The sequence below is a fragment of the Clostridium fungisolvens genome (assembly GCF_014193895.1).
Lineage (GTDB): Bacteria > Bacillota > Clostridia > Clostridiales > Clostridiaceae > Clostridium_AR > Clostridium_AR fungisolvens.
Map to the genome: position 1 here is coordinate 3,131,402 of NZ_BLZR01000001.1, position 23,775 is coordinate 3,155,176.

At 30.9% G+C, this 23,775-nt stretch carries 21 protein-coding genes; 4 read left to right on the forward strand and 17 right to left on the reverse strand.

From position 1 onward, the window contains the following. Positions 1–9 precede the first annotated feature (9 nt). The 10 genes from bsdtw1_RS13825 to ychF all read right to left on the reverse strand — a co-directional run bounded on the left by bsdtw1_RS13825 (position 10) and on the right by ychF (position 12,415). Complete coding sequence (locus bsdtw1_RS13825) at positions 10–759, reverse strand: cell division protein FtsQ/DivIB (protein ID WP_183278146.1); 750 nt, start codon at positions 757–759, stop codon at positions 10–12. Positions 760–1,267: 508 nt separating this feature from the next. Continuing rightward, the gene (gene spoVE, locus bsdtw1_RS13830; protein ID WP_183278147.1) at positions 1,268–2,386 is read right to left on the reverse strand and encodes a stage V sporulation protein E; all 1,119 of its coding nucleotides are present in this window, start codon (positions 2,384–2,386) and stop codon (positions 1,268–1,270) included. 20 nt (positions 2,387–2,406) lie between these two features. Beyond that, positions 2,407–3,369, reverse strand: a complete 963-nt coding sequence (mraY, locus tag bsdtw1_RS13835; RefSeq protein ID WP_183278148.1) for a phospho-N-acetylmuramoyl-pentapeptide-transferase — start codon at positions 3,367–3,369, stop codon at positions 2,407–2,409. A 36-nt stretch (positions 3,370–3,405) separates the two neighbouring features. Continuing rightward, on the reverse strand, positions 3,406–4,770 hold the full coding sequence (locus bsdtw1_RS13840) for a UDP-N-acetylmuramoyl-tripeptide--D-alanyl-D-alanine ligase (RefSeq protein WP_183278149.1): 1,365 nt from the start codon (positions 4,768–4,770) through the stop codon (positions 3,406–3,408). Further along, a complete protein-coding gene (locus bsdtw1_RS13845; RefSeq protein ID WP_183278150.1) occupies positions 4,764–6,236 on the reverse strand; it encodes a UDP-N-acetylmuramoyl-L-alanyl-D-glutamate--2,6-diaminopimelate ligase in 1,473 nt (490 codons plus the stop codon). The genes bsdtw1_RS13840 and bsdtw1_RS13845 overlap by 7 nt, the downstream gene beginning before the upstream one ends. Before the next feature lie 171 nt (positions 6,237–6,407). Next, the gene (locus bsdtw1_RS13850; RefSeq protein ID WP_183278151.1) at positions 6,408–8,612 is read right to left on the reverse strand and encodes a stage V sporulation protein D; all 2,205 of its coding nucleotides are present in this window, start codon (positions 8,610–8,612) and stop codon (positions 6,408–6,410) included. Between the two features lie 408 nt (positions 8,613–9,020). Beyond that, on the reverse strand, positions 9,021–9,515 hold the full coding sequence (locus bsdtw1_RS13855) for an FtsB family cell division protein (RefSeq protein WP_244638223.1): 495 nt from the start codon (positions 9,513–9,515) through the stop codon (positions 9,021–9,023). A 38-nt stretch (positions 9,516–9,553) separates the two neighbouring features. Next, positions 9,554–10,492, reverse strand: a complete 939-nt coding sequence (gene rsmH, locus bsdtw1_RS13860) for a 16S rRNA (cytosine(1402)-N(4))-methyltransferase RsmH (RefSeq protein WP_183278153.1) — start codon at positions 10,490–10,492, stop codon at positions 9,554–9,556. An 11-nt stretch (positions 10,493–10,503) separates the two neighbouring features. Further along, a complete protein-coding gene (gene mraZ / locus bsdtw1_RS13865; RefSeq protein WP_183278154.1) occupies positions 10,504–10,932 on the reverse strand; it encodes a division/cell wall cluster transcriptional repressor MraZ in 429 nt (142 codons plus the stop codon). A 385-nt stretch (positions 10,933–11,317) separates the two neighbouring features. Continuing rightward, positions 11,318–12,415: a redox-regulated ATPase YchF gene (ychF, locus tag bsdtw1_RS13870; protein WP_183278155.1), complete on the reverse strand. Its 1,098-nt coding sequence runs from the start codon at positions 12,413–12,415 to the stop codon at positions 11,318–11,320. Between the two features lie 273 nt (positions 12,416–12,688). On the opposite strand from ychF, the gene pdaA reads away from it, so the two are divergent. The 4 genes from pdaA to bsdtw1_RS13890 all read left to right on the forward strand — a co-directional run bounded on the left by pdaA (position 12,689) and on the right by bsdtw1_RS13890 (position 16,603). Then, complete coding sequence (gene pdaA, locus bsdtw1_RS13875) at positions 12,689–13,510, forward strand: delta-lactam-biosynthetic de-N-acetylase (protein ID WP_183278156.1); 822 nt, start codon at positions 12,689–12,691, stop codon at positions 13,508–13,510. Positions 13,511–13,868: 358 nt separating this feature from the next. After that, entirely contained in the window at positions 13,869–14,981 is a 1,113-nt protein-coding gene (locus bsdtw1_RS13880; protein ID WP_183278157.1) for a glycosyltransferase family 4 protein, read from the forward strand. A 12-nt stretch (positions 14,982–14,993) separates the two neighbouring features. Then, complete coding sequence (locus bsdtw1_RS13885) at positions 14,994–15,905, forward strand: glycosyltransferase family 2 protein (RefSeq protein ID WP_183278158.1); 912 nt, start codon at positions 14,994–14,996, stop codon at positions 15,903–15,905. A gap of 62 nt (positions 15,906–15,967) precedes the next feature. After that, positions 15,968–16,603 carry a cyclodeaminase/cyclohydrolase family protein gene (locus bsdtw1_RS13890; protein ID WP_183278159.1) on the forward strand — a complete coding sequence of 212 codons (636 nt, stop codon included), beginning with the start codon at positions 15,968–15,970 and terminating at the stop codon, positions 16,601–16,603. 274 nt (positions 16,604–16,877) lie between these two features. On the opposite strand, the gene bsdtw1_RS13895 is transcribed toward bsdtw1_RS13890, so the two are convergent. From bsdtw1_RS13895 to bsdtw1_RS13925, 7 genes are all read right to left on the reverse strand, one after another. Continuing rightward, on the reverse strand, positions 16,878–17,615 hold the full coding sequence (locus tag bsdtw1_RS13895) for a WecB/TagA/CpsF family glycosyltransferase (protein ID WP_183278160.1): 738 nt from the start codon (positions 17,613–17,615) through the stop codon (positions 16,878–16,880). 1 nt (position 17,616) lies between these two features. After that, positions 17,617–18,747 carry a glycosyltransferase family 4 protein gene (locus bsdtw1_RS13900; RefSeq protein ID WP_183278161.1) on the reverse strand — a complete coding sequence of 377 codons (1,131 nt, stop codon included), beginning with the start codon at positions 18,745–18,747 and terminating at the stop codon, positions 17,617–17,619. A gap of 12 nt (positions 18,748–18,759) precedes the next feature. Then, positions 18,760–19,983, reverse strand: coding sequence for an O-antigen ligase family protein (locus tag bsdtw1_RS13905; protein WP_183278162.1), 1,224 nt, complete (start codon positions 19,981–19,983; stop codon positions 18,760–18,762). Between the two features lie 53 nt (positions 19,984–20,036). After that, positions 20,037–21,431: a sugar transferase gene (locus bsdtw1_RS13910; protein ID WP_183278163.1), complete on the reverse strand. Its 1,395-nt coding sequence runs from the start codon at positions 21,429–21,431 to the stop codon at positions 20,037–20,039. Positions 21,432–21,638: 207 nt separating this feature from the next. Beyond that, positions 21,639–22,409, reverse strand: coding sequence for a tyrosine-protein phosphatase (locus bsdtw1_RS13915; protein WP_183278164.1), 771 nt, complete (start codon positions 22,407–22,409; stop codon positions 21,639–21,641). 5 nt (positions 22,410–22,414) lie between these two features. Next, a complete protein-coding gene (locus bsdtw1_RS13920) occupies positions 22,415–23,095 on the reverse strand; it encodes a CpsD/CapB family tyrosine-protein kinase (protein WP_183278165.1) in 681 nt (226 codons plus the stop codon). A gap of 12 nt (positions 23,096–23,107) precedes the next feature. Next, positions 23,108–23,773, reverse strand: coding sequence for a YveK family protein (locus bsdtw1_RS13925; RefSeq protein ID WP_183278166.1), 666 nt, complete (start codon positions 23,771–23,773; stop codon positions 23,108–23,110). Between the last annotated feature and the right edge of the window lie 2 nt (positions 23,774–23,775).

Genomic DNA, 23,775 nt, shown 5'->3' on the forward strand with positions numbered 1-23,775 from the left:
ACTTCCTCCTTATTCCTTTTTTATAACTGGATCTCCATCAAAACTAACATCAATATAGCCTTTTGTAATTCCAATGCTACTTTCTTTTAATATTTTTATGCAATTATTAAGTTTAATCTCAAGATTTTCATCGTTACCCAACAATAACTTTACGTCACCTACTAAAATATTTAATGAGGTGGTATTTTCTAAATTTACTAAATTGAACTTTACATCGCTCTTATTTTCTTCTAGTAGATTACCTATATTGTCAGCTATTCTTTTTATTTTCTCATCACTGTTGAAGTATGTCCCTACATCAGTAGAAGTCGGAGAAACCCCTGTAAGTTCAGTAAGATTTAATCCATCTATACTAGCCCTTTTTTCTAGAATTTTCAGTTCAGAATTTAGTACATATATTCCATCAGAACCCTTTACAAAATATACAGCCTTTCTTTCTACTACATTTATAATGATTCCACTCGGAAATACTCTTTTGAGATTAACTTTCTCAATATAAGGATTTGCTGTAATTTTATAACTAACATCTTTTTGGTTTATGTAAAAAATATTTTTCCCGAGTAGCTCTGATCTACTTATAATTTCTTTGCTATCTATTATTTTATTATTTTCAACTTTAACATCAGCTATATTAAAAAATGGAGCCTTTAATAATATAAGAATAGTTATAGAAAAGAAGAAAACAAAAAATAAAACCAATTTTTTTCTAACTTTTTTCTTTTTGTGCTTTTTTATATATTCATTTATTTCATTATTCATATAATACCTTCTTAACTTTTGATATAATTACTAAAATTATGGTTATATTACAATTTATATAATACCATTATATCTATGTTTTTTCATTACAAAATTATTAAAAGATATTGTTTATTATGTAAATATATTACTCTTAATTATTTAAACTAAAAATAAACTTTTCTTTTATTATCGTGCACTTTTTTGATATATTAATATATAACTAGAATTAATATATCAAAACAAAAAGCTGGCCGTTCATAGGCTCAGCTATTTTATTTTATATTATTCAATTTAATTTGTCTATTGTTGATGTGCCACTTCACAATAAATTTATATTTTCAAATTCTCTCACAAAAAGCCGTGAGAGTTTTGAAAATTGTTTTCTGTTTGAATTGTCACATCCTTAGATGTGCCACTTCACAATAAATTTATATTTTCAAATTCTCTCACAAAAAGCCGTGAGAGTTTTGAAAATTGTTTTCTGTTTGAATTGTCACATCCTTAGATGTGCCATTTCATAATAAATTTATATCATTCTCTTTTTCTCTACTTGTCTCGATATATTAAGCAGAACTCCCATGGCGGCCATGTTAATGACCAGAGAGCTTCCTCCATAACTTATAAACGGTAATGGTACTCCTGTAACAGGCATTGATCCAGTTACAACGGCTATATTGATAATAGCCTGAACTGCAACTATAGATGTTATTCCAGTCGCTAACAAGGTTCCAAAGGCATCTTTAGCGCTCATAGCAATTCTAATCCCTCTAAAAACGAAGATGATGAATAAAAGTATTATTAGCGCACAGCCTATAAGTCCTAACTCTTCTCCTATTATAGCAAATATAAAGTCGTTATGTGGTTCTGGCATATACAAAGTCTTTTGTCTTGATTGCCCAATACCAAGTCCAGTAACTCCCCCTGCACCAAGAGCATAAAAAGACTGAATAAGTTGATATCCGTCACCAGCAGGATCTTGCCATGGATTTAAGAAGTTTAATAATCTTGCTTTTCTGTAAGGTTCACTAAATATAAAGAAAGTTGCAGCTGCAAACATTGCTGGAACTACTCCAAAAGCAAGGATATTAGTTTTAGCACCTGCCACAAACATTACTATCAATGTAACTATCATTATTACAGATGCAATACTTAAGTTTTTCTCCAAAAGAATCATACCTGCAAAAAATCCTGATACTATTAAATAAGGCAGTATCCCCTCTTTGAAGGTTTTCATCTTCTCCCCTTTTTTCTCCATACTGGTAGCCATAAACAAAACAACAACATACTTAACCAACTCTGACGGCTGAAACTGTCCTAGTGGACCTAGTTGTATCCATCTCTTGGCACCATTTACGTCTGCTGAGAAAAAAACAGCTATTAGCAAAGGTAAGGATATAATCATCATTATTCTTGTATACTTTTTAAGCTTATGATAGTCAACAGACATCATAAAAAACATAACCGCGACGCCTAGAACAGACCACTGTAGCTGCTTCTTTAAAAAGAACATACTATCATTATTCTTATACATTGCGTAGTATGAACTAGCACTATATACCATTACTACACCAATCGCCAACAGGAAGAAAATCGTGTAGAACATTACATAATCGATTTGTCCCATTTTAGGCTTGTTTTTTTTCATTCAAATTCCTCCTATAATTACTACAAAGACAAAAAGGCAATAAGACAAAGTAAAAGGGTGCAAATCGAGAATACCGAAACAATCTTTGTTTCACTCCATCCTATTTGCTCAAAGTGATGATGTATCGGAGCCATCTTAAATACTCTTTTTCCAGTAAGCTTAAAAGATGCCACTTGAATTATAACCGAAAGAGTTTCTAAAACATAAATTCCACCTACAATTATTATAACAAGTTCCATTTTAAGCATCATTGCTATAGCAGCTACAGCTCCTCCTAGAGCAAGCGAGCCTGTATCTCCCATAAATATTCTAGCCGGAAATGCATTAAATCTTAAAAATCCCAGTAAAGCACCAGCTAGCGCTACACAGAATATAGAAAGTCTATAATGCCCCATATTTAAGCTTAAGATAGATAGGAAAGTCATTACTAATATAGTTATCGAAGTTGCGAGTCCATCCAATCCATCTGTAAGATTTACTGCATTAGTTGTTGCTGCAAAATAGATTATTATAAAAGGTATAAATAACCATCCCATCTCCCATTGTTGTCTAGAAAATGGTACATTTATTGAAGTTCCTATGCTCACATACGCATAATAAGCTAATGCACCAGAAACTATAAGAAGCAGCACCATCTTCTGCCATGCTCTCAAGCCCAGGTTATTTCTATGAATAATTTTCAATAGGTCATCCAAAAAGCCTACAAACCCAAAGGCGATAAATGCATATAACACTACCATAGACTCATCAGTGAAACTAGGTATCATGACAAGCATGGTAATTAATGTGGCTAATATAAATATTATTCCTCCAATTGTTGGTGTTCCTGCCTTTTTCAAATGACTTCTTGGACCATCTTCTCTTATATTTTGTCCAAATTTAAGCCTATGTAAAAGAGGTATTATAACTGGACCTATTATTGATGCCACAATAAAACTTATTAAAATTGATATTATTAACGCTGTATTAGCTAAATTCCCCATATATTGCCGTCTATATTAGACAGCTCACCTCCTTGGTTATAGATTCATTTTTTTAAGCTCGTTGACTATTTCTTCAAACTTCATACTTCTCGATGCTTTGACAAGAACAACATCTTTTTCTTTAATTAATTCTTCTAACGCTTTAATTAATTGTTCCTTTGATTGAAAAACTGTACACCCTTCATCTGAAAAACCATTCTTAAAACCATCAGAGTATTCGCCGCAACATAATAATAAATCTATACCATTATTCTTTGCATAAACACCAGTATCAATATGCGCATTTAGTGATTCATCACCTAGTTCTCTCATAGTTCCAAGTATAGCAATTTTTCTACAGCCATCAATATTTTTCATAACATCTATAGCAGCTTTCATTGATGACGGGCTTGCATTGTAGCAATCATTAACAATTGTAATTTTATCAGTTTCTATTATCTCCAACCTCATGGAAGTTGATTGTATATTTTTTAATCCATTATTCATTTCATCCAGTGACAAACCAAGCAAGTTTCCTGCTGCAATGCAAAGCAAGCAATTTTGCACGCTGTGTTTTCCAAGCATCGGTAGCTCAAAAGAAACTTTTTGCCCTTGAAAGTTTACTTCAAATTCACTATGGTCTTTCAATAAAACTACATTTTCAGCAATGATGTTATTCGAATCATTTAGACCTGTTTTAATAATCTTGTAGCTATCACTAGTTACGCTATCTAGAAGATCATCATCACCATTAATAATTAAAGTATTTCTCTCATTGAAATAATCAACTATTTCCATCTTTGCTTTCAAAATATTTTCTCTAGTCTTGAGGTTTTCTATATGTGATAATCCTATATTAGTTATTATCGCAGTATCTGGTCTCGCTATATCTGCAAGAAGGTGAATTTCATTTAAATTACTCATCCCCATCTCTAACACTGCAATATCCACAGTTCCATCAAGTTCAAGTATCATAAGTGGCAATCCTATATCATTATTAAAATTGCCTTTAGTCTTAAATACAGTGTATTTTTCTCCTAATATAGCTGCTAAGATATCTTTACTTGATGTCTTACCATTTGAACCTGTAATCCCTATAACCTTTAACCCTAATTTTTCTCTATAGTATTTTGCAAGTTTCTGAAGTGCTTTTTTCGAATCTTTTACTTTTATAACATTTGCTTCGTAGCCTAAAAATTCTTCTTTATTTTCATCTACTATACAAACACTTGCGCCTTTATCAATTGCTTCTTTTATATAATTATTACCATTAAAATTCTCGCCTCTAAGTGCAAAGAATATACTATCTTTTTCAATTTTTCTTGTATCTGTACTAACTTTTTCAAAATGTTCATTTTTATTTGTTGTGATAAAATTACCATCTACAGCTTTTACGATTTCTTCTAAGGTTAAGTCTAACATTTTTTCACTCCTAATTGCTCTAATATTTCTACCACTACTTCCCTCTCATCAAAATGAATGGTTTTATCTTTTAAAATTTGATAATTTTCGTGTCCTTTACCTGCAATTACTATTACATCTCCTGACTTACCAATCTCAAGTGCAGTTTTAATAGCTTCTCTCCTATTTTCAACAACTTCATAACTATTGGTATTCAAACCTGATATAATGTCATTTATTATTGACATAGGCTCTTCACTTCTAGGATTATCAGAAGTAACAATAGCAATATCGCTTAGCTCTGTGCCAATCCTACCCATCATAGGTCTCTTAACCTTGTCTCTATCTCCGCCACATCCAAATACTGATATTAGCCTACTCGCAGTAAACTCTCTAGCAGTTTTAAGTATGTTTTCTAATCCATCTGGAGTATGAGCGTAATCAATTATTACTTCATACGGAATATCGTATTCAATAGCTGTCCTCTCACATCTTCCTGGAACAACTGCCTTATTTAGTCCTTTAACTATTGATTCTAAGGAAATTCCCAAATTCTTAGCTAAAGTTATTACTGAAAGTGCATTATAAACATTATATAAACCAGGCATTTGAAGATTAAATTCATACTCTTCGTTATCTAAAGTTACATTGAACTTAACACCTTTTGATGAGTTAACAATATCCTTTGCTTTTATATGAGCATTTTCATGGATACCATAGGTAAATATATCTGTTTTTATATTTTTACTTTTCAAATCCGAAATTATATTTTTTCCATAATCGTCATCTAAATTTATTATAGCCCTATCTGTTCTCTCAAACAGTTTAAATTTAGCATTATAATAATTTTCAAATGTCTTATGAAAATCCAGATGATCTCTTGTTAGGTTTGAAAATATTGCACCTACAAATCTTACTCCATAAACTCTATCAAGTTCTAGAGCATGCGAGGAAACCTCCATAACACAGTATTCAACATTCTCTTGAACCATTTCATTAAAAAGTTCTTGAAGTTCTAAGGATTCAGGAGTAGTTCTTTCTGTCTTAATCACCCTATCTCCGATATAGTTCGCTATAGTTCCTATTAATCCAACTTTATAACCACTATCCTCAAGAATCTTTTTTGTCATAAAAGCAGAGGTTGTCTTACCATTTGTTCCAGTAATTCCTATCACCTTCAGTTTTTCTGTAGGTCTTTCATAATAATTTGAAGCTATCAATGCCATGGTCTTTCTTGTATCTTTTACCTTAAGTACAGTAATGTCTTCACTAATACTTAAATCATCCATACAAAATACTACCTTAGCTCCGTTTTTTACAGCACTGTTTGCAAACTTATGTCCATCACTTGCAAATCCTTTAATGCAGAAGAATATATCTCCCTCTTCAGTTTTCCTATTGTCATAGGTAATCTTATTTACATCTTGATCTAAACTTCCTTTTATAAGTTCAAATTCTATTTCATTTAATAAGTTTCTTAGAAGCATTGTCCACTCATCTCCTTAAATAATATGCTATTAAATCCTCCTAAATGATATATAGATATACATTCTGATAACAAAGTATCAAATATTAATTAATATTCATCAAATGCTACTTGCATAAAGATTGCAGCAATATAACAAAATACTAGCATGTGGCTAGAAGCCACATGCTAATTAATCATCTACATCATCACTTAAGGTAAGCCTAATAGAATCTCCTTTTTTCACAACTTCTCCTGGCTGAATACTTTGTTCATCAACCATAAGACCTTCTCCAGAGAAATCACCTTTAAGGCCCACTTTTTCAAGAATTTTAGTAGCTCCCTCTTTAGTATAGCCCTTTATGTCAGGAACAATAACATCTTTATTATAATTTCCTGAACTTCCACTGTAAAGATTGACCTTACTGCCTTCCTTTACTGTATAACCAGGTGTAGGCTTGATATCTGTCACATACTCTCCCTGTCCCTCTATATCAAAATCTAGCTTTACTTCCTTAAGTTTTTTCTTTGCTTCATCTATTTCCATGCCTCTAACTTCAGGAACAATTACATCAGGAGCACTTACAATGCTACTTGTGTCCTTTGATATAGCAGAAGGATCTAAATAATTAAATATGTCGTTAAATACTATTTTTGCTACTGGTACAGCAATTACACCACCATAATACTCTCCTGCACTAGCTTCATCAATAGAAACCATAACAGTAAGCTTTGGATCATTTGCAGGAGCCATTCCTACAAAGGACGAAATATATTTTCCACTTTCATAAGTACCATTTGTTGGATTTACCTTTTGAGCTGTTCCAGTTTTTCCTGCAATATGATAACCTTCAATATATGTCCTCTTTCCAGATCCTTCAGAAACAACCTTTTCAAGATAATCCCTTAGTTTTGTTGTCTTTTCTGCACTTGCTACTTGTTTTGTCTTAGGATCAAAGTTTCTATCAACTACTCGCTTACCTTGATCGTCTACATGACTGATTTCTTTCATCACATGAGGTTGAATCCATGTACCATTGTTAGCAATTGCATTAAATGCAGCCATGAATTGTATTGGGTTTACTGTGTTAGTTTGTCCAAAAGAAATGGTTGCAAGGTCAATATCAGTTATTGTTGCAGCTGATTTAGTTATACCCTTAGCCTCACCAGGAAGGTCTACTCCTGATTTTGCTCCAAAACCAAACTTCTTTATATATTCAGCTAATTTTTCTTTACCTAACTTCTTACCTACTTCTATAAATCCCATGTTACATGAATTTTTTATTATTTCTCCAAAAGTCTCTGTTCCATGTCCACTTCTTTTCCAACATTTTATAATTCTATTTAGTACTCTAACACTACCTGCGCATGAGTATGTCTCCCCTTTATCAGCGACTCCTTCCTCCATAGCAGCTATTGCAGTAAAAACCTTAAATATAGATCCCGGTTCAAAAGAATCACTTACAGCTCTATTTCTCCACATTTTCTGAAGCTTGTCTGTAGCTGTTGCTCCATCGAAGTTTTCAGCTCCTTCATAAGGAGTATTTGGATTGAAATCTGGCTTGTTTGCCATAGCTAATACTTCTCCCGTTTTAGGGTTCATAACTATAACACTTACCGCTTTTGCTTTATTGTCACTTAAAGCTTGTGCTGCAGCTTTATCTGCAAACATTTGTATTTGCCTATCTATAGTTAACTCTACATCCTTACCTGGAATTGGAGCAGTGAAACTTGAAATAGTATATGGTAAATCTTCACTCTTTCTATTAATTTCTGCTATTCTTACTCCAGGGGTTCCTGAAAGTTCTTTGTCGTATTGAAGTTCTACTCCATTTAGTCCTTTACCATCAGAGTTTGTGTTTCCTAGAACATGAGATAATAGATTATTGTTAGGATAATATCTCTTTGTATCAGGAGATACCATTACCCCATTTATTTGTAGTGCTTTAACTTTATCAGCTATATCCTTTTCTATTCTTCTAACCACATGAGCTGCTCCAGCATCTGCTCCGCTAGGTAGCTTAGTATTAAGTTTATCCAATATTTCTTTTTCAGTAAGACCTAATGCAGTTGCTATTTTAGGAGCAATATCCTGGCTTGTAAGTTTATGTTTTTTTAAGTACTCTCTAATAGCATTTAAGTCAAAATCTACTCTATAGACATTACCACTAACAGCCAATTCTGAGCCATTGCGATCTAAAATTTTTCCCCTTACAGCATCTATTTGTACTTTACTTGTCCATTGTTCAACCGCCTTAGTTGAATATTCGTTACTCTTAACTATCATTACATACGCTAATCTTAAAGTTAATCCAAAGAATAATATAGTTAAAAAAACTACTGTTATCCACATTCTCTTCTTAGTGGTAGCTTTATCCCTGTAATTATGCTCAATCAATAACTATACCTCCAAAAACATTGCTCGATCATTCAGAAATAAAGTTATTCTTAATATTAACTTACTTAATATTTAACTATTCTATTGAACTTTATTTTTCCAGATGCATTATTTATTAATAAATATATCCCCTTACAAATAAATAGTGCTTTCAAATATTCTTTGTATTAAGCAATCTTTTATTTTGAACATAAACTACTTCAATCATTAGAGTAAGATAGGAACCTTAATAAAAACTTCTATCTTACTCAATTAACGCTTGAAGTAGTTTACCAAAATACATAAATATACCAAGACTAATTTAGATTATAAATTACCCCGAATTTTATACAAAAATATTCATCATGGATTTTTAAAATTCAAAGAACAAATTAAACATACTAACACAGCTTAGATAAATACATCCTACTAGAATAAAAATTCTTTAATCTTAGCTAGAAGACCCCAACCATTATTAGTAACCTGCTTGTCCTTTACATCTGTTGCAAAATAATTTTCGTTAGAATTTGTTCTTAAGACGTCCCCATCCCCTGGGATAATCATTCCTAATTTACTTTCAGCTGTAGTTTTAATTGTATCTAACGAAGAAGATTTAAGTATGTCAGCCTTTAACGATTCATTTTCAGCACTAATCTCCTTTATATCTGAGTTTATTTGAGTTAGCTGAGCTTGAACAGTATAGACCTTTACATCTCTCCAAATTGTTGCAATTCCTAAAACAAAAAGCATTACAATAACCTGAGTGGCAGCTCTTCTATTTCTTTTTTGTCTTTCCTTTAGTCTCCTATCTCTATCGATTTTAGACTTTTTAAGATCCTCATATTGTTTATCTCTTTGTGGGTCATTGACCTTTCTTTTCGGATTTAACGCTGTATTACCGTTAACATAATCGAATTCCTTCACTACCAACTTATTCACATCCCTACCATAATATAACTATTTTATTTATTTTTTTGTACAACCCTTAATTTAGCACTCCTACTCCTAGGATTTTCCTCAACTTCAATATCTGATGGTTCTATAGGTTTTCTAGTTAATACTTTCACTTCTGAAATCTTACCACACACACAAACTGGAAATTCTTTAGGACATGTACATGGATTTTCAAGTTCCTTAAAAACAGTTTTTACTATTCTATCTTCAAGAGAATGGAAAGTTATTATAGCCATTCTACCATCATCATTTAATCTTCTTACACCATCTGTAATTGCCTTATCAAGAATAAACAACTCCTTATTTACCTCGATTCTTATAGCCTGGAAAGTTCTCTTTGCTGGGTGAGGTCCTTCTCTTCTAGCCTTAGCAGGTATTGCTGCTTTTATTATGTCAACTAACTGAAAGGTCGTTTCTATAGGTCCCTTCTCTCTCTCTCTTACAATAAAGTTAGCAATTCTACTAGCAAAGTTTTCTTCTCCGTATCTTTTTATTACTTTGAATAATTCCTCACTGCTATACCCATTTATTACTTCATAAGCTGAAAATTTATTTTCTCTATTCATCCTCATATCAAGAGGAGCATCTTGCATATAACTAAAACCTCTTTCACCAGCATCTAGCTGATATGATGAAACACCTAAGTCCATAAGTATCCCATCAACTTTTTCTATATTTAAAGTAGTTAATATAGAATCTATGTTATAGAAGTTATCATGAACCAATGTAACTCTATCACCATACTCTTCAAGTCTCTTACCTGCGGCACTTAAAGCATCTTTATCTTGATCAATGCCTATAAGTCTTCCTTTAGCAGATAGCCTTTTTACTATCTCTGAAGAATGTCCAGCACCGCCTAAGGTACAATCTACATAAATTCCATCTTCCTTTATATTCAACGCTTCTATACATTCATTTAACAACACTGATACATGCTTAAATTCCATATCGTTTCTCCTTATATTCCTAAGTCACTCATCTTTTCTGCTATAGCATCAAAATCTATATCAGAATTATTGTAGTCTATCCACTTTTCTTTGCCCCATATTTCAATTCTAGTTAAAACCCCAATACTTACTATTTCCTTATTTATTGCTGCATATTCAATAAGATTTTGAGTAATGACACCTCTTCCCTGTTTATCAGTTTCAATCTCAGTTGCACCTGAGAAAAAGAAACGCACAAAGGCTCTAGCATCTTTATTCGTTAGAGGAAGACTTTTAAGTTTTTCTTCTAACACCTTCCACTCTGTCAATGGATAAACGTATAAGCATCCATCTAGTCCTTTAGTCATGATGAATTTATTGCCTAGTTCTTCTCTAAATTTAGAAGGCATGATTATTCTGTTTTTATTATCCAACCCATGTTGGTATTCTCCTATAAACATCCCACACCTCAAACTAGGTATAAGTGAGGAAAGTGTCACCACTTTACACCACTTTTCACCACTTTAACTTTATTATTCTATAAAAAATTTAAAATCCCTCCTTTTTTATAGATTTTTTAATTTTTTTCAAAATAAAATTAATATTTAGCCATAGATATAATCCTTATTTTGGCTATTATTGATTAAGCTTACAAAAATATAACAATCACAACTTTAATTATCACTTTACCGCCATGAATAGGAACAAAAAAAAATCGCCAGAGTTTTCTCCCCTAGCGATTTTTTTTGCACATCTGCCTTTTTAAACATATGTGAGTAAAATATGACAGATAAATGAACCTTATTCTTTTCTTATAGATATAAAAAACTAACAAATTAAATAAAACTAAACATTAAATCTAAATAATATAACGTCTCCGTCTTTTACTATATATTCTTTACCTTCTAATCTGTATAGTCCTTTTTCTTTAGCTGCTGCTTCTGATCCACAGTTAACCAAATCATTGAATGCTATTACTTCGGCTCTGATAAATCCTCTTTCTATATCTGAGTGTATCTTACCAGCTGCTTGTGGCGCTTTCATTCCTGTTGTGATAGTCCAAGCTCTTATTTCTTGTGGTCCAGCTGTTAAGTAACTGATAAGTCCTAGTAGTCTGTAACTTACATTTATTAACTTATCTAATCCTGCTTGATCTAAACCATACTCTTCTAATAATTCTTTCTTTTCATCATCTTCTAATGAAGAAAGCTCTTCTTCTAGTTTAGCACAAATAACAACAACTTCTGCATTTTCTCCAGCCGCATGCTCTTTAACAATCTTCACATACTCATTATCAAGATTGCCTTCCATCATGTCATCTTCTGATATATTGCAAACATATAGAACAGATTTTGAGCTGATAAGGAACAATGATTGAACAAATTCATTTTCCTCTTCAGTAACTTCTAAAGTTCTAACTGGCTTATTTGATTCTAAATGAGCCTTCATTCTTTCCATTAAAGCATACTCTTCTTTTGCTTTTTTATCTCCTGATCTTACAAGTTTCATTGCCTTTTCCATTCTTCTTTCAAGAATTTCTAGATCAGAAAATATAAGTTCTAAGTTTATTGTTTCTATATCTCTTATAGGATCTACTGAACCTTCAACGTGAACAACATTTTCATCGTTAAAACATCTAACAACATGACAAATTGCTTCAACTTCTCTTATATGAGATAAAAATTTATTTCCAAGTCCTTCACCCTTGCTTGCTCCTCTTACTAGGCCTGCAATATCATAAAACTCCACTGAAGTAAAAACTTTCTTCTTAGAATTATACATTTCTTGTAGTACATCTAATCTTTTATCCGGAACACTAACAACACCTACATTAGGTTCTATAGTACAAAATGGATAATTTGCTGATTCAGCTCCTGCTTTAGTAATAGCATTAAATAAAGTACTTTTCCCTACGTTTGGTAATCCAACAATACCTAATTTCATTTATGTACATCCTTTCTAACTTTAATACCACGTAATAGTTTTAAATATTGAAAAGCCTTAATTAAAAATATTTAATTTTTTTGTTTCATAAATAATAAGGCATTTAATTCAAAATTGAAATAAAGTGGTAACTTTAAACTAATAAATAACACTTATAAGATTATACCTTAGTAAAGACAACATTTCAACAAGTTATATTATGTGGAATTAATGGCTATATAACACCAGTATCCTAATAAATTTTATGAAAACAATATAATTGAGGTGATTTAAATGAATTTTTCTTTTTTAAAAAACACTTTAATAAATATTTCACTGATTACATCCATAGCTACTACAAATGTTAACTTCGATCTTAGTAAATTTGATTTTTTTAAATTCAACACACATACAGAACATTCTTTAAGTAACAAAGAATACAGTTGGTATTATATGTGGAATAAAAATTCTACCCCTGACGCTCCAAAAGAAACAAAAAACTTCGTATTTAATTATGATAGTTACTACCTTGGAGATACTTCTAAAAAAGTATTATATATAACTTTTGATGAAGGTTATGAAAATGGAAATACAGGCAAAATATTAGATGTACTAAAAAAGAATAAGGTTCCTGCTGCTTTTTTCGTTGTGAAACCTTACATAATTCAAAATCCAGATTTAATAAAACGCATGGAATCAGAAGGACACCTTGTTTGCAATCATTCTTCACACCATCCTTCCATGGCTTCAGTAACTGATCCAGAAAAATTCAAAAAAGAATTCACTGAAGTTGAGGAAGAATATACGAAACTAACAGGCAAAAAAATGCCACCATACTTTAGACCACCAATGGGAAGATATAGTGAAGCTTCTTTAGCTAAAACTAAGGATTTAGGTTATAAAACAATATTTTGGAGTTTTGCTTATAAAGATTGGTTAGTTGATCAACAACCTGACCCAGTAGCAGCTAAAAAAAGAATTTTAGAAAGAACAAGCGATGGATGTATAGTACTTTTACATGCAGTTTCAAATACTAATACAAAAATATTAGATGAGCTGCTAAAAGAATGGAAGTCCCAAGGTTACGAGTTTAAATCTTTGGATGATTTAAAATAAAACTTACATTTAATGCTGAATTCATATGAGTACATAAATTTATCTGACACTTCATATAATATGTAATCTTAAAGTATCACTAGATACGAATTATTATAATAAACTACTTCAACATATGGCTTGCACTAAAAAAGCCCATTGAGAAGTAGTTTATTTAATTTTACTACTCTTAAAAGCTAAGTTTAGCTTAATAAGTTTATACTGCCATGCTTTAATGAGTTTCCAAAGAGTTAATATAGTTTTCTACATATAACTTTCACCTTTAACACCCCTAATTCCAAATATGGTTTTAATTATGTAATATATATATTATAATTGTAAATAACTCAATTATTTTGTGTACAAGAAGGTGAAAATTTTGAAGTATTGTGTTTTATTTCCTCAAGCAAAAAATGTACATTTAATCAAAGATGTAGGAATGATTGCCTACAAACTTCATAAATTATATTCTGTTGAAAGTTATGTAGCCTGCTACAATAATGATAGATATGATTACATAGATGGTGACTTAAAAGGACTAAAACTAGATTTTATAAACAAGAAGCATAATAATGATATTATCGATGGTTCCTTATATTTAAGAAAAAATGCTAAAACTATAGACGTGCTGCAATTATTTCATGTAACTGCTAGATCTGTGGTATATGCAATGGTCTATAAGCATTATAATAGGAACGGTAAAATCTTTCTTAAATTAGACTGTACTGAAAACTTATTAAACAAAATAAAATCCCTAAGTACAGCAGGGCGTAAATTCTTCAATTACTTTTTTAAGAAAGTTGACATAATCGGAGTAGAACAAAAAAAACTTTTCAATGAAATGCAACTGTTATTACCTAATTTTAAAGAGAAATTTAAATACATACCAAATGGTATAGATTATGATTTGTTTAAATCAAGAAATATTAAATTTGAGAATAAAGAAAATAACATTCTACATGTTGGAAGACTAGGCGCAGAGGAAAAAAACTCTGAAATGTTAGTTGAAGCATTTGTTAAACTAAATGAAATCAATAATGATTTACCTTGGAATTTGATACTTGTAGGCGAAAGTACTGAGGCATTCACTCAATATGTAGAAAATTGCATTCGAAAACATCCAAGTTTAAGAGATAAAATTAAACAAACTGGTCCAATATCAAACAGAAAAGAACTTATAGATATTTATGCAAAATCAAAGATTTTCTGTTTAACTTCTCACTTTGAAAGCTTTGGAATTGTGCTTATAGAAGCAGCAGCTCTTGGCAATATAATCGTCTCTACTAATGTCGGAATTGCAAATGAACTAGTGGCATATAATGGCGGAAGTCTAATAGAGGATTCAAATATTGAAGATTTAACAAATAAGCTTTCTTACTACATTTCCAACGGAGATATTGAAAGACTTTCATCAAACAATGTAAATCTTATACAAGAAAATTATGATTGGGATAAAGTAGTAATGAATCTATATAACGAAATTACCAAATAGCAAGGAGATTTTATGAACAAGAAACCTTTAGTATTTATAATAATATTAAATTTTAATTCTTATAAAGAAACTCTTAGATGTTTAGATAGCGTCCTAAACATAGATTATGATAATTATAAAGTTATTGTTGTAGACAACAATTCAAGTGACAACTCAGTTGAAGTATTAAGCCAAAGCGCTGACAAATTCATACTATTAACTAATACTACAAACTTAGGCTATGCCCATGGCAATAACATAGGCATAGAATATGCACTGAAACAAAATCCTGATTATGTGTGTATTTTAAATAATGATGTAGAAGTAGAAAAAGATTTTCTATCAAAAATAATCTCTTACATGGAGATAAACGAAGATGCTGGAATAGCTGGGCCATGTATCTGTGATTTTGAGGAAAGAAATAAAATACAATCCATGGGAGCGAACATTAATTTATTCACGGGTCTCGCACAAGCAAAAGGAAAAAATGCTCCATACAGTTCCTTAACAGATAAAACTTTGTCCGTTGATTATCTTGGTGGTGCATGTTTCGTTGCAAGAACTGAAGTCTTTAAAGAAATAGGATTAATACCTGAAATGTATTTTCTGTTTTTTGAAGAAACTGAATTTTGCTTAAAAACTAAAAGAGCAGGGTTTGATCTTATTTGCGTTACTGACAGCAAAATTTATCATAAACAGTCCGCTACAATTTCTAAGTACAAAGGATTAAGTTATTTCTTCTTAAATAGAAACCGAATTGTATTTATGAGAAGGAATGCAAAATTTTATCATAAGATAATTTTTTCTTTTTATATCCTTATTGAAACAGTAGGAAGAATGCTTATAAAAAAGGAACCGATATCTATCTTTAAAACTTATCTAGCAGGCCTAAAAGCTGATACTAATAAGATAGATATGGATGAGGTTAATCAATTCTTTAAATAATTATATTATATTGAAATACTAAAATTAAATTTTAGATGTACAAAAGCTTAGGAGGTTTTTATATGTATTTTAAAGATAAGAGCATTAATGATTTTATAGATGAGTTAAGTTCAAGTAGTCCAGTACCAGGTGGTGGTGGTGCAGCTGCAGTATCAGCTTCACTATCAACAGCTCTAAGCAGTATGGTATTTAATCTTACAGTAAATAAAAAGGCATTTGCCAGTGTTAGTGAAAATGAAAAGGATACAGTATTTACTGCAATGGACAACTGTAAGAAAAAGACAGAGGATTTTCTAAACTTTATTGATAAGGATGGAGAAGCTTTTTCAAGTTTGATGTCAGCTTATAAATTGCCTAAGGATACAGAAGAAAATCTTGCCGTAAGAGAAGAACAAATCCAGGCTGGTCTTCAAAATGCTATGTTAGTTCCATTAAGCCTTGCAACGGAGCTAGTTGACGTAATGGAAAATATTAAAACAGCAGCTATATATGGTAACACAAATGTAATTTCAGATGCTGGTGTTTCTGCTATACTTGCTTATGCATCAATAGAAAGTTCAATACTAAATGTAATGGTAAACTTAAAGTTTATAGAAAGTAATGATACCAACCAAATAAAAGAAGATTGCAATGATCTATTGAAGAAAGCCGCAGAACTAAAAAAAGTAATAATGACTTTAGTTTATGAGAAACTATAAGGTAAAACCTTAAGTTTAGGTATTAATAAAGTTTTATATATCAAAGAAAAATAACTACTACAAAGTATATAAAAGTCCTAAACAATACAAAAGCCATGTATAAATAGAGAGCTACTTTCTCTATTATGCATGGCTTTATTCTTATTAAATTAAGGTTATCTTTAAATACATTTTTGAAATTAAGTGGTTATCATATTAATTCTTTGCGTAAGCTCATTAAAGCATCGGATGAATAACCACTTAATTTCATTATAGTTCTTAACATTTATCACAATTACTTACTTTCAGTCTTTTTAAACAGACCAATTCTATTTAGAAAAACAATAAATATAAATTTAGGGATTTTCCCTAATCTTTTTATTCTAAAAGGCTCTTTCCAAACTCTGTATAGCCATTCAAGACCTAATTTTATCATAATTTTAGGAGCTCTATTTAACTTTCCAGCAAAAACGTCAAAGCTTCCTCCAACTGGCATATATATATTACATGGCAATTGTGACATATTTTCAATAATAAAATTTTCTTGTTTGGGCGATCCCAATGCTACCAACAAAATGTTAGCCTGAGAAACTTTTATATCCTCAACAATTTCATTTATGCTGTCATCTTTAAAGTATCCATTCCTACATCCGCATATATCAATATTCTTATATTTGTTAATGATATTGTTTTTACATCTCTGAATTATATCCTCTGAAGCTCCTAATAGGTAAACTTTATATCCTTTTTCATTTGATACCTTTAAAAGTTCATCCATCACTTCTATTCCTGCAATCTTTTCTCGGACTGGTTGTCCAGCTATTTTGGCCGATATAACCGTCCCAACTCCATCTGGTATTATGATAAAATCATCACTGTTAAATCTATGAAAAAGATTTTTATTGCTCATACCGTTAAGCAAAACTTCTGGATTGCCCGATATTATGCATATCTTTTTCTTAGCAAAAACCAATTTTATCAATTCACTCTTACTTTGATTAAAAATCTTATATCCAAGTATATTACTGAACACTTTATCTACTCTCCATTGTTTTATCATAGACTTTAAGTACATCTTCAACAAATAAATCTACTGTAAAGTTCTTCTTATAATAATTATAACCACTTTTCCCTACATTAATAAGCATATCTTTGTTATCTAATATATACTTAAGCTTTTCATATAGCTGTTCTACACTTTCTGGGTCTACTATAAAACCATTACTTCCATCTTCTATCATATCAGTAAGTGCACCAACTTTTGTGCATAGTATAGGTTTTGCCAAAGTCATTGCCTCTAAGATTGCATAAGGCATTCCTTCTTTTACAGAAGGAAGTACAAACAAATCCATACAGTTTATTAAATCATAGTTATCTTTTCTAAAACCTAAAAACTTTATGTTAGTATATCCTTCTGCCTTTTTCATCATTTCTTCTTTAGTCTTTCCATCTCCAATTAGAAGACAAGAAAATTTATAACCTTCGTTTGTTAACTTAATCAACGCATCTATCAAATAACGATGGCCTTTTGTTTCATAGAAATTAGCAGCAACTCCTAATACAAAATCCTTTTCTACTTGAAGCTGTTGTTTTAAAACATCACAGCTTTTAAGAGATTTTCTGTCAACTTCATTTACTGCATTAGGTATATAATAAATATCTTTCTTACGTCCTAATTTATAATCAATAGCACACTGATAATCCTTCTTTGAAACAGCTATCAGTCTATTTCCAAATAATGCACCTATTTTTTCAATAGCTATATATATTTTTCTTTTTGAGTTACTCATAGGTTCATTAAATACAAAGCCATGAGCTGTATAAGTTATAATTTTTACTCCTGCAATTCTTGCTGCAATTCTTCCAACCAAGCCAGCTTTTGAACTATGACAATGCACAATATCAAACTTTTCTTTTCTAAATATCTTTATAAAGCTTATTATAGCCTTTAAATCGTATACTAAAGATATTTCCCTTTTTAAATTTGATACTCTTTTAAAATCTATATTTAGTTTCTCTAGTTGCAATTCTAAACCTGATCCTTCTCCTGCATATACCTTAACCTCATTGCCCAATTTCTTTAATTCGTCACTTAAAATCAAAAGATGTTTTTGAGCTCCGCCCATTTCTGCCTGAGTAATTATTTGAGCTACTTTATATGACATTTCTTCACGCTCCTAAAAAGTACTTCTTTTCTTCCTATAGGAAAAAAGTATTGCGACCATTATCCAAAAATATGTTGCTACCTTTGGAACAAATAGAATGTTATCAAAGCAATTCATAACTAGAAAAGGTACAATAACAACAACAAAACCTTCTAAAAAATATGAGTTTAGCGATTCACTTTTGTGTTTTATAAAATAAAAGGCTTCTCTTAAAATTAATAGGAGAACTACAATAAAACTTAACTCTCCAACAAATCCAAGTTCACTTCCAACCTTTAAAAATGAATTGTGACTTGGAAAAACATCTACCCCTTCTTCTTTAAACTGAGGATACATTTTTACATACTTAGGGTAATTGGTTATAAAGTTACCATTACCTACTCCACCTATAGGATGATCCTTTATCATTTTTGCAGCTATATTCCATATCTTTACTCTTGAATCGTTTTGACTGCTATCACCTATTTGTTTTATTCTATTAATTGTGCTAGGTAAAACCAGTAATACAGCTGCAACTGGTACAAACAACAACAATATCTTCTTGCCAAAAATTATAGTTAACAGTACTAATCCTGCTCCAAATCCCAACAGAGCACTTCTTGACATAGACATAACTAAGTTTATTAAGGCTAGAACTGAAGTTATAATAGCAAAAACTCTAAACACATTGTGACTATTTTTAAGTCTTATCATAGATAGTAACGGAAAGAACATAAGAACTTCAAATGCACCTAAAGTATTAGGATTATCTAAAGTAGCTTGAATTCTAAACTTTGACTCAGTTACTAAAAAAACATCTGCTCCAATTCCAGTAAAGTATTGTATTATCCCTAAAACTGAAACTACAAAGGTAGTAAGTACAAAAGTAAAGATAACTCTCTCCTTTTCTCTTTCATCAAAACATTGACTGATCAAGTACATCGTTACAATATAAGTAAAGAATCTAATACTCTCTTTTACTGCAAGTGACCTATCAGCAGCATATATGGCTGATAGCACCATTATTCCTAGGAATATTATTAAAGCTATATAGATTTTATTTGTTACGAACTCCACGATATTCTGCTTTATTTTATTTACTTTTTTTGTTTTTATCATTTGAAAGACGTATAGAATAACTGATAAAAACAATACTATCTGTGTGAGATTACTATAATTTTTCCCGTTTATCTCTGAAGGAATCAATGGTATTAAAAATATATAAATGCAGAATAAAATATTTGTTAAATCTTTCATTGTAGTATTTCCCCCTATAATAATAGGAGACTAAAAAGCCTCCTATTTGGTAATTAGTCTTCGATTTTATCTATAGTTATTTCAGCATTAGTAGTCTTTATGAGCTTTGTCAAAGGCAAATCATCCTTTAAGCCTTCTGAGCTTTCTTTCATAAACATTATTTTTATAGTCTGTAAGATTAGTTTTAAATCAAGAAGTATAGAGTAATTCTTGATATATAATATATCATATCTAACCTTATCTTCTGGCGTAGTTGAGTATTTACCTAGTACCTGAGCAAGTCCTGTAAGCCCTGCTTTCACAATAGTCCTATATTTATAATCCGGTATTTCATCTTTAAACTGTTCTACGAAAAATGGTCTTTCTGGTCTAGGGCCAACTACACTCATATCCCCTAAAAGTATATTAAAGAATTGTGGCAACTCATCAAGCCTTGTAGCTCTTAGAATTCTTCCAATCTTAGTTATTCTAGGGTCGGCTTCTCCAGCAAGCACTGGGCCAGTTAGTTTTTCAGCATTCATTACCATAGTCCTAAACTTTAGCACAAAAAAACTTTTTTCATCTATAGTAACTCTTTCTTGCTTGTAGAATATTGTTCCTCCATCAGATAACTTTATCGCTGCTATTACAATAAGCATAATAGGGCTAGAAAGTATTATTCCTACTAAAGATACAAGTATATCGAGTAAGCGCTTAAAAAATCTCGCTTCCAAGGTTAATCCTAACTTTTGAACTTTAAACATCGGTATATCATCCGCTCTGTTTAACTTTGAGTTAAGTATCGCAATTTCGTAGATATCAGGAATTATATATATACTTTTTCTACTTGCAAGACAACTGTCTACTATTTTCTTTTTAATATTTAACTCTACATCATTACATATAAAAACCACATCTACGTTGTCTAAATAGTGATCAATATTCTTGCTTTTACTACCGCATATATATTTTATTTTATATAGATCTCTTTGCTTTAACAATATCTTCTTAGTTAAATATTCTAATGAACTTTCTCCTATAACTAAACACTCTTTTACCCCATGAAAAGATCTGTTTATCTTCCACACAACAGTTCTCCAAATAGATAAAATTACAAATTGCACAATAGTACTTATAACAAGAACCATTCTTGGATAGGCAAAGCCACGTGCAAAGAAAGTTATTCCTGCTGTTGTTATAAATAACGCAACAACTGTCAGCCCTATTGAATATATAGTTTCCGTAATACTCTTTTTTAGTAAATCACCAAGACCAAACACATACATATATATTAAATAAGCTATAACTATAAAAGGTATTATGTTAATGAATGGATTAAAGTTGTAATCTGGTGGGGTGGACTTAAACTGTATTAAAAAAGACAGATAAACTGAAAAAACAACTAAAACTGCATCTATAAAATAAGTACCAAATTTAAAAAACTCTGTAACTATATTGTTTCTCTTCATAAGTCACCTCTAAAACTTTTAAACTCTTAATAATTTTACACTCAATATATTTTAAAGTCAAATTATATATAGAGATAAACCACTTCGATCCGAAATCTATTTTTAAAACTCTCACGGGTTCTTGTGAGAGAATTTAAAAATATAAGCTCTATTACGAAGTGGTTCATCTATAAAAGTAAGAAAAAAAGAAGCAATTAGATGTACTAATTACTTCTTACTAAATAATCTAGAAAACAAACTTGTTTTCTTTAACTCTCTTACTGGCAACGGAGAAACCTCTTCCCCGTTCAATATATTAATTTCATTTTCTTTAATCCACTTATGTAATTCAGGGTTAAGTTCTTTTATACTAGATAGGGCTTTTTTAACAAAGGTGTTTCTTCTCTCATTGTTATGTCCATCGCTTCCAACCATATGAACTAAATTTCTCTTAACTAATTGCTCTGCAGCTTCCTTTATCGTACTTCCATAAGCACCAGTTAAGCTTCCTGCGTTAACCTGCGCAAGGTTCCCTTGCTCAACAAGATTTTTTAATATTTCTGGATTATTTGAAATTTTAAAATTTCGTTCCGGGTGAGCTAATATTGGAGTAACACCTTTTAGCCTTAGTTCATAAAACACATCTTCAGTATACAGAGGAAATTCTCTCATAGGAAGTTCTATAAGCATATATTTTCTGTCATTCAGACACCAAATCAAACCATTGTTATAAAGATCTAAAAGGTTAGGAGTTATATAAACCTCTAACCCTTTAATCACATTTATACCTATATCTTGTCCTATTTCCTTAACCTTTAAAAACGTACTATCATAAGTATCTTTTTGTTGCTCGAATTCACCAGGTATATAGTGTGAAGTAGCACAAATATGTGTTGCACCCTCCAAAGCAGAATTCTTAAGCATATCTTTTGTTATATCAAAAGACTGTGATCCATCATCTACATTAGGTATTATATGACTATGAAAATCGATCATCATATCACCTACTCTTTTTCGTAATAACCATAATACTTACTATAGTAATATTCGTTTGCTTTAGTTGGAACCATGTTTAAGACTACACCAACTAGCTTTCCGCCTACCTTGTCCAACATTTCCTTTGATTTTGCAATTGCTTTCTTTTCTGTCTTTCCATAAGAAGCTACAAGTAATGTTCCATCAGCATTAACAGAAAGAATTTGAGCATCAGTAACTGCTAAAACTGGAGGTGCATCAATTAGAACTATATCAAATATTTCCTTGAATTCATTAAGATATTTAGTCATTGATTTGCTACCTAAAAGTTCCGATGGATTAGGTGGCAAAGTACCACATGTTAGTATATAAAGATTCTTTATCTCTGTTGCTTTTAAACATTCTTCTATTTTGTTTTCACCTATTATTATATTTGCTAATCCTTTTGAGTTAGGAATACCAAATTTTTTGTGAATAGTAGGTCTTCTAAAATCGCAGTCTATAAGCAATACCTTTTTGCCTGCTTGAGACATTGAAGTAGCTAAATTTGATATAACAGTACTCTTACCTTCTGAAGGACTTGATGAAGTGACTACAATCACACGCATTTCTTCGTCAAGAGAAGAGTATTGTATATTTGTTCGTAGAGTTCTAAAAGCCTCAGCCCCTCTAGATTTATTATTAACTAAAGAAATTAAATTCTTATCCATTGGCTTCCTCCATTATTCTTCAATTGTAGGAATTACACCTATTACAGGAACCCCAAGTAATCTTGTCAATTCTTCTTCATCTTTAACTGTATTGTCAAGATATTCTATTAAGAAAACAATACCTATAGACAACATAAGACCAACAAACAATGCTACAGCAATATTTAAAAGCGGTCTTGGACTATCTGGACTTGTTGGTTCTACAGCATCATCAACCAACTTAATATTGTCTTGATTGTAAATTTCAATTGATTCCTTTTTTAAGGATTTAGCAATTTGATTTGCAATCTTTGCAACTTGACTTTTATCCTTTGATTTTACTGTAATAGTTAAAAATTCAGTATCACCTTTTGGTGCAACAGAAATCATCTTAATTAGCTGATCTGCATTCATATCTAAATTTAACTCATTTATTACATCATTAGCAACAGTTTTAGTCTGAACAAAGATACTATAGGTTTTAACCATCTTTTGATACATCATCACATCGTTATAGTTTTCCTTTGTAGCAGAGTCACTCTTTTGATTTTGTCCAATCAGTACAGATATATCAGCTTTATAAACTGGTTTTATTACAAAGTAGCTCACTACTGCACTTATCAAGGTACAACTTAAGGTTATTAAAATAACTAATAATAATCTTTTTCTCACAATGTTAAAGTATTCTTTTAATTCCATTA

Bases quoted from the DNA above. Each gene is read 5' to 3' on its own strand.
- bsdtw1_RS13915 (WP_183278164.1), bottom strand. From the start codon at position 22,409: ATGATGATCGATTTTCATAGTCATATAATACCTAATGTAGATGATGGA.
- bsdtw1_RS13845 (WP_183278150.1), bottom strand. From the start codon at position 6,236: ATGCTTCTAAGAAACTTATTAAATGAAATAGAATTTGAACTTATAAAA.
- bsdtw1_RS13900 (WP_183278161.1), bottom strand. From the start codon at position 18,747: ATGTCATATAAAGTAGCTCAAATAATTACTCAGGCAGAAATGGGCGGA.
- ychF (WP_183278155.1), bottom strand. From the start codon at position 12,415: ATGAAATTAGGTATTGTTGGATTACCAAACGTAGGGAAAAGTACTTTA.
- bsdtw1_RS13825 (WP_183278146.1), bottom strand. From the start codon at position 759: ATGAATAATGAAATAAATGAATATATAAAAAAGCACAAAAAGAAAAAA.
- bsdtw1_RS13885 (WP_183278158.1), top strand. From the start codon at position 14,994: ATGAACAAGAAACCTTTAGTATTTATAATAATATTAAATTTTAATTCT.
- rsmH (WP_183278153.1), bottom strand. From the start codon at position 10,492: ATGGAATTTAAGCATGTATCAGTGTTGTTAAATGAATGTATAGAAGCG.
- bsdtw1_RS13925 (WP_183278166.1), bottom strand. From the start codon at position 23,773: ATGGAATTAAAAGAATACTTTAACATTGTGAGAAAAAGATTATTATTA.
- bsdtw1_RS13910 (WP_183278163.1), bottom strand. From the start codon at position 21,431: ATGAAGAGAAACAATATAGTTACAGAGTTTTTTAAATTTGGTACTTAT.
- bsdtw1_RS13890 (WP_183278159.1), top strand. From the start codon at position 15,968: ATGTATTTTAAAGATAAGAGCATTAATGATTTTATAGATGAGTTAAGT.
- mraY (WP_183278148.1), bottom strand. From the start codon at position 3,369: ATGGGGAATTTAGCTAATACAGCGTTAATAATATCAATTTTAATAAGT.
- mraZ (WP_183278154.1), bottom strand. From the start codon at position 10,932: ATGTTTATAGGAGAATACCAACATGGGTTGGATAATAAAAACAGAATA.
- spoVE (WP_183278147.1), bottom strand. From the start codon at position 2,386: ATGAAAAAAAACAAGCCTAAAATGGGACAAATCGATTATGTAATGTTC.
- pdaA (WP_183278156.1), top strand. From the start codon at position 12,689: ATGAATTTTTCTTTTTTAAAAAACACTTTAATAAATATTTCACTGATT.
- bsdtw1_RS13840 (WP_183278149.1), bottom strand. From the start codon at position 4,770: ATGTTAGACTTAACCTTAGAAGAAATCGTAAAAGCTGTAGATGGTAAT.
- bsdtw1_RS13920 (WP_183278165.1), bottom strand. From the start codon at position 23,095: ATGGATAAGAATTTAATTTCTTTAGTTAATAATAAATCTAGAGGGGCT.
- bsdtw1_RS13905 (WP_183278162.1), bottom strand. From the start codon at position 19,983: ATGAAAGATTTAACAAATATTTTATTCTGCATTTATATATTTTTAATA.